The organism is bacterium, assembly GCA_023135785.1.
Classification (GTDB): domain Bacteria; phylum CAIJMQ01; class CAIJMQ01; order CAIJMQ01; family CAIJMQ01; genus CAZNJA01.
The window spans coordinates 1-2,697 of record JAGLSL010000104.1 but is presented as its reverse complement, the minus strand read 5'-3'; the positions used below and the strand labels follow the sequence as shown (position 1 = coordinate 2,697).

Genomic DNA, 2,697 nt, shown 5'->3' with positions numbered 1-2,697 from the left:
GGAAAACTTTCATTATTCAAACTATAGACATAAAAGAACCGCTACACGAAAAATTCCAGGATGATAAAGAAAATATCAGGTCTTTACTGCTTCTTAAGAGAAAACAGAAATTTTTTATAGACTGGGCGAAAAATTTAAGAGAGAAAAATAAGGACAGAATAGTCATTTTCTGGGACGGACTTAAAACAAACTGATTGGCGGGGATTTTTTAGACATAAAATTTATCAATGACCAAAGTCTCCGAATTTCCCAATTGGGTATAGTATCTACGAAAAAAATCATCATTGGATTCCTGTTCCCTGCTTACTACCTGCAGGGACATGTTTCACAGGAAGGACAGAGAAAGGGATGGGAAAATGGCAGACACTCCACTTGTCATTCCCGCCCTTTTCCTTTGTCATTCCCGCGTAGGCGGGAATCTAATATTGAATCATTGGCTCTTGTTTCGTCATAGTTTAATTGGTCATTCGTCATTTTTTATTCACTGTAGTTGCATTTAACCTGCCCGCTTCGCAAGCAGGTGGGTGGACGTTTTTAAAAAGCCGATAAATCGGCAACTACAATTGATGGGCTTCTTCCTTACTGTTTAGGGAATCACATCGAGGACAACGAGAATAATCTCCCTTGGAACTATCAATATAAACAAAAGCACAAATAGGGCAGCAATAACTGAACTGTTTCGATTCCGGATGCACTTTCTCTTTTTTTCTGGTTTCCGAGCGAACCCAGAAAAAAAGAATAATTACAAGAGACGGAATAATATAGAGTGAAATTAGTAGGGAAAACGGTACATTTAACATCTGTTTGGTTTAGTTTTATTTTACTCTTTAAAAGATGATATAATCAAGCAGTTCTAAAAAGATTGGAGTAAAATCAAGGAAATATTATGGAAGTTCTAATAAAACCTATGGCTCTTTTGGTTTCGCTTGCCATTTTTCTTGTGCTTACTTTGGTGATTTTGGGAGGAATACGACTGGCAAGACTTGAGCAAAAGATTAATTCCATATCTAAAAATTCGCAGGAATTTATAAAACTTGGATTGTTTCATTTCAAGACTAAAAGAAAACAAGATAAAAAAAGATAATTTTAAATTTTATTCTGTAAAAGAAATATATTTCTAAACCCGTTAGAGATATGTTTCTTTATAAGTCTAACGGGATTTATTCAAATTTCAAACAAATATGCGTATTGTTTTAATAGGGGGAGTTCCTTTCCCCGCCATTAATATTATTTACTCTCTTTTAGAAAAAAACTCGTCCGATCAGGTTTTGGTATTAAATAACAACCTGGATAATTTCCCTTTTGAGCTTAAGGAAAATCCACGAGTAACTCTTTGGCAGGGCACGACGCAAGACAGAATTCTAATTAAAAATTTACTCTCAAATGCGCAGGTTCTCATTAATATGTCTGAAGCAGATAATCCCGCCTGTGTTACGGAAACGGACAAGATAGAAAATTACATTTTGTCCTTATCTAACATCTTTGAATTCAGTAAAGAATCGAATTTACAACGAATCATACATATATCTTCTTCCAGAGTATACGGTGATAGAGCAGATTCACCTGTTACAGAAGAACATCCCGCTAAACCAACGGATTTAAAAGGTCTTATGGATACTGTGGGAGAGAACTTAATGTATTATCACAGCCGTAAATACTCTTTTCCTATTGTTATTTTAAGAACCTTCAATATTTATGGTCCTTCTCAGTCATTGGAAAATACGGTTCCATCATTAATTACATCTGCTTTGGCAAATCAGCCTTTACAACTGTGGGAGGATGGCGAACAAACAGAAAACTTGCTTTTCGTAGAAGATTTTATTGAAGCGCTTCAGAAAATATTGAAAGAAAAATTTGATTCGTTAAAAGGAGAAATTATCAATATAGGTAATTTAGGCGTTATTCCCATAAAAGAAGTTGCGAGTATTATTCTTTCAAAACTTAACAAGCCGCAGAGTTTAATAACATATGAGAAAAATAACAAACAAGACTTTTTCGAGTTAACTGCGTCTATTATGAAAGCAAAGATTTTGCTTTCATGGTCACCTAAGACGGAAATAGAAGAAGGTCTGGAAAAAACAGTCGATTGGTATATAAAAAATAGAGACTGGTGGGATACTAAAACATGTTAATAGTGTATGGTTTATAGTTTTTAAAAAACAAAAAATCGCAGTTTTTCAACTATAAACTGTCAACTATAAACAATCGACTATTATTTTAACTATGATTTCTGAAGAAAAAATAAATGAAATTTTGGGATTGGCCGATATCGTAAGAATTATCGAAGAGTTTTATCCTTTGAAATCTGCCGGAAAAAATTACAAAACTTTGTGCCCTTTTCATCAAGAAAAAACGCCTTCTTTTGTAATATCTCCGGAAAAACAAATATTCCACTGTTTCGGTTGCGGAAAAGGCGGAAATGTTTTTCACTTTATAATGGAGCATGAGAAACTATCTTTTCCCGAAGCAGTCAAATGGGTGGGACAAAAAATCGGCGTTATAGTGGAAGATACACCCGTAGGCAAAAGTTCTAAATTATATCCCGTTCTTGAACAGGTAAATCCATTATTTGCAAAATTCTTACATTCCACACACGGTAAAATAGCTTACCAATATCTGATGAAACGTGGCTTGAAAGAAAAGACATTAAAAGATTTTTCTCTAGGTTATGCGCCGACAACGGAAATACAATTGAAA

General features: G+C 34.3%; 4 protein-coding genes. All 4 read left to right on the top strand.

Going from position 1 to position 2,697, the window contains the following annotated elements:
• A partial coding sequence (locus tag KAS42_06655) for a hypothetical protein (GenBank protein MCK4905898.1) occupies positions 1–194 on the top strand: 194 nt, incomplete at its 5' end.
• Positions 195–886: 692 nt separating this feature from the next.
• Positions 887–1,084: a hypothetical protein gene (locus tag KAS42_06650; GenBank protein MCK4905897.1), complete on the top strand. Its 198-nt coding sequence runs from the start codon at positions 887–889 to the stop codon at positions 1,082–1,084.
• 97 nt (positions 1,085–1,181) lie between these two features.
• Positions 1,182–2,132, top strand: a complete 951-nt coding sequence (locus tag KAS42_06645) for an NAD-dependent epimerase/dehydratase family protein (protein ID MCK4905896.1) — start codon at positions 1,182–1,184, stop codon at positions 2,130–2,132.
• A gap of 91 nt (positions 2,133–2,223) precedes the next feature.
• Positions 2,224–2,697, top strand: a 474-nt coding sequence (locus KAS42_06640) for a DNA primase (protein ID MCK4905895.1), incomplete at its 3' end; no start/stop codon positions are given.